Below are 3,546 nucleotides of genomic sequence, written 5' to 3'. Positions count from 1 at the left end.
AGCACCGGGCGTTGGTGCAAAGCAAAGGGCCTCGCGCGATGCGAGGCTAAGTGCTTGATATCTGACTAGAAAGTTTGGTTGCGGGAGTAGGATTTGAACCTACGACCTTCAGGTTATGAGCCTGACGAGCTACCGGGCTGCTCCATCCCGCGACACTTAGCGTTGGTCTACCGCCTATTCGGCTACTTGAGACCTCTGGTAATTCGCACTGCTTTAGCAGTTTGATCGTTAGAGAGAAGAGGGGATTTTACTAGGTTTGGCGGTGACCTACTCTCCCGGGGCTTAAGCCCAAGTACCATTGGCGCGGCAGTGCTTAACTTCCGGGTTCGGGATGGGACCGGGTGTTTCACTTGCGCTATGACCACCAAACCGAGGAAAATCCCCGTCGCGGCTTTGCTTTGCAAAGCGCGACGCGCGGCAGGCAGCGTCTTTATCTTGATAAAGGCGCGTTGCCGCACGGTAGTTATGTCAATCAACACCGCAGCGTTTTGCTGCGAAGTTATCCATGTTTAATGAGGTGTATGTTTTTGATTTGTCTTTCCATTACTGGATCAAATCAAGCCTATCGGGCGATTAGTACCGGTCAACTGAACGCATTACTGCGCTTACATCTCCGGCCTATTGACGTGGTGGTCTTCCACGGCCCTCAGGGAGACCTTGTTTTGAGGGGGGCTTCCCGCTTAGATGCCTTCAGCGGTTATCCTGTCCGATCATAGCTACCCAGCACTGCCGTTGGCACGACAACTGGTCCACCAGTGGATCGTTCACCCCGGTCCTCTCGTACTAGGGGCAACTCCTCTCAAGTCTCCTACACCCACGGCAGATAGGGACCGAACTGTCTCACGACGTTCTAAACCCAGCTCACGTACCTCTTTAAACGGCGAACAGCCGTACCCTTGGGACCTGCTCCAGCCCCAGGATGAGATGAGCCGACATCGAGGTGCCAAACACTGCCGTCGATATGGACTCTTGGGCAGTATCAGCCTGTTATCCCCGGCGTACCTTTTATCCGTTGAGCGATGGCCCTTCCACTCGGGACCACCGGATCACTATGGCCGTCTTTCGACTCTGCTCGACTTGTCAGTCTCGCAGTCAGGCTGGCTTCTGCCATTGCACTCAACGAGCGATTTCCGACCGCTCTGAGCCAACCTTCGCGCGCCTCCGTTACGCTTTAGGAGGCGACCGCCCCAGTCAAACTACCCGCCACGCAGGGTCCCGGATCCGGATAACGGACCGCGGTTAGACATCAAGAGTGCGAAGGGTGGTATCTCAAGGGAGGCTCCACAGGTACTTGCGTTCCTGCTTCAAAGCCCACCACCTATCCTGCACATCACAATCCTGATGCCAGTGCGAAGCTGTAGTAAAGGTGCACGGGGTCTTTCCGTCTAACCGCGGGAAGCCTGCATCTTGACAGGCAATTCAATTTCGCTGAGTCGATGTTGGAGACAGCGGGGAAGTCGTTACGCCATTCGTGCAGGTCGGAACTTACCCGACAAGGAATTTCGCTACCTTAGGACCGTTATAGTTACGGCCGCCGTTTACCTGGGCTTCAATTCAAGGCTCTCACCTCTCCTTTTAACCTTCAGGCACCGGGCAGGCGTCAGACCCTATACGTCGTCTTGCGACTTCGCAGAGCCCTGTGTTTTTAATAAACAGTCGCCACCCCCTGGTTTGTGCCCCCAGCCCCTAGTTGCCTAGGAACCGGGCCTCCTTCTCGCGAACTTACGGAGGTATTTTGCCGAGTTCCTTCAACATCGTTCTCTCAAGCGCCTTGGTATGCTCTACCAGTCCACCTGTGTCGGTTTAGGGTACGGTCTTATAGGAGGGCTATTTCCAGGAACCTCTCAGCAGCCCATTCAATCCGATAAGGATGAACTACCTCTGAGATCCGTCACCACTCCACGGCCTAGGAATATTAACCTAGTTCCCATCGCCTACGCCTTTCGGCCTCGGCTTAGGGGCCGGCTTACCCTGCTCAGATTAGCTTTAAGCAGGAACCCTTGGACTTTCGGCGAGAGTGTCTCTCACACTCTTTGTCGCTACTCATGTCATCATTCTCACTAGTGATCTCTCCACCGGATCGCTCACGCGCCGGCTTCATCGAAAGCCTCTCTCCTCCAATCCGCCCGAAGACGTGAAGGAGGAATGAGACTATGTCACACTACGCTCTGCTACCATGCCTTACGGCATCCTAAGCTTCGGCTCATGGCTTGAGCCCCGTTACATCTTCGCCGCAGGACAACTTATTTAGACCAGTGAGCTGTTACGCTATCTTTAAAGGATGGCTGCTTCTAAGCCAACCTCCTGGTTGTTTTGGTCGTCCCACCTGCTTTCCCACTTAGCCATGAATTGGGGGCCTTAGCTGTAGGTCAGGGTTGTTTCCCTCTCCACTACGGACGTTAGCATCCGCAGTGTGTCTGCCATCTAGTACTCCCGGGTATTCGGAGTTTGGTTAGGATCAGTAAGCCTGTGGGGCCCCATTACCCATCCAGTGCTCTACCCCCCGGGGTATTCGGATGACGCTCTACCTAAATAGATTTCGCAGAGAACCAGCTATCTCCGAGTTTGATTGGCCTTTCACCCCTAGGCACAGCTCATCCCGATCCTTTTCAACGGATGTGGGTTCGGTCCTCCAGTAAGTGTTACCTTACCTTCAACCTGGCCATGCCTAGATCACTCGGTTTCGGGTCTGATCCCACGAACTCATTCGCCCTATTAAGACTCGCTTTCGCTACGCCTACACCTAACGGCTTAAGCTTGCTCGTGAGACCAAGTCGATGACCCATTATACAAAAGGTACGCCGTCAGCTCGCAAGGAGCCTCCGACTGATTGTAGGCGTTCGGTTTCAGGTACTGTTTCACTCCCCTCGTCGGGGTGCTTTTCACCTTTCCCTCACGGTACTGGTTCACTATCGGTCAGCAAGGAGTACTTAGCCTTCGAAGGTGGTCCTCCGATCTTCAGACAGAATTTCACGTGTTCCGCCCTACTTAATACGTCCGTCAAAGCTTAGAATACGGGGCTGTCACCCGCTATGGCCATGCTTCCCAACATGTTCTTCTCACTTATCCGGCTCGGCTGGTCCCCGTTCGCTCGCCGCTACTAGGGGAGTATCAATTGATTTCCTTTCCTCCGGGTACTTAGATGTTTCAGTTCCCCGGGTTTGCCTTTATAACCCTATGTATTCAGGTCATAAATACCTGGTTATGCCCATTATTGATTAGCAGTGCTAACAATAACAAACATTCAGGTGGGTTGCCCCATTCAGAAATCCATGGATCAAAGCTTATTCTCAGCTCCCCATGGCTTATCGCAGAGTATCACGTCTTTCATCGCCTCTTGCTGCCAAGGCATTCACCAAACGCCCTTCTCGCGCTTGATTTGATCCAGAAAAAGAAAGACACAATAAATGTCGATCGAGACCGCCCAGCTGGTAACTAAAGGCAGTCATTCTTCTGAACCAAAAACATACATTTCCCGCCCCCGCCACTTGGACGAGGACAAATGAGCAACCCCATATGGTCTCTCAGCCGTGCAGCTGATCAACG

The 3,546-nt window shown here is 53.2% G+C and carries 1 tRNA gene and 2 rRNA genes; all 3 read right to left on the bottom strand.

Features of this window, described 5'->3' with window-relative positions:
• Window positions 1-75: 75 nt before the first annotated feature.
• A tRNA-Met gene (locus tag RUE5091_RS22290) sits at window positions 76-152 on the bottom strand.
• A gap of 102 nt (window positions 153-254) precedes the next feature.
• A 5S ribosomal RNA gene (gene rrf, locus RUE5091_RS22285) occupies window positions 255-369 on the bottom strand.
• Between the two features lie 183 nt (window positions 370-552).
• A 23S ribosomal RNA gene (locus RUE5091_RS22280) occupies window positions 553-3,380 on the bottom strand.
• Window positions 3,381-3,546: the final 166 nt, after the last annotated feature.

This window comes from Ruegeria denitrificans (assembly GCF_001458295.1).
GTDB lineage: Bacteria > Pseudomonadota > Alphaproteobacteria > Rhodobacterales > Rhodobacteraceae > Ruegeria > Ruegeria denitrificans.
Note: the sequence above shows the minus strand (reverse complement) of the source record. Positions and strands in the feature narration are given on the sequence as shown.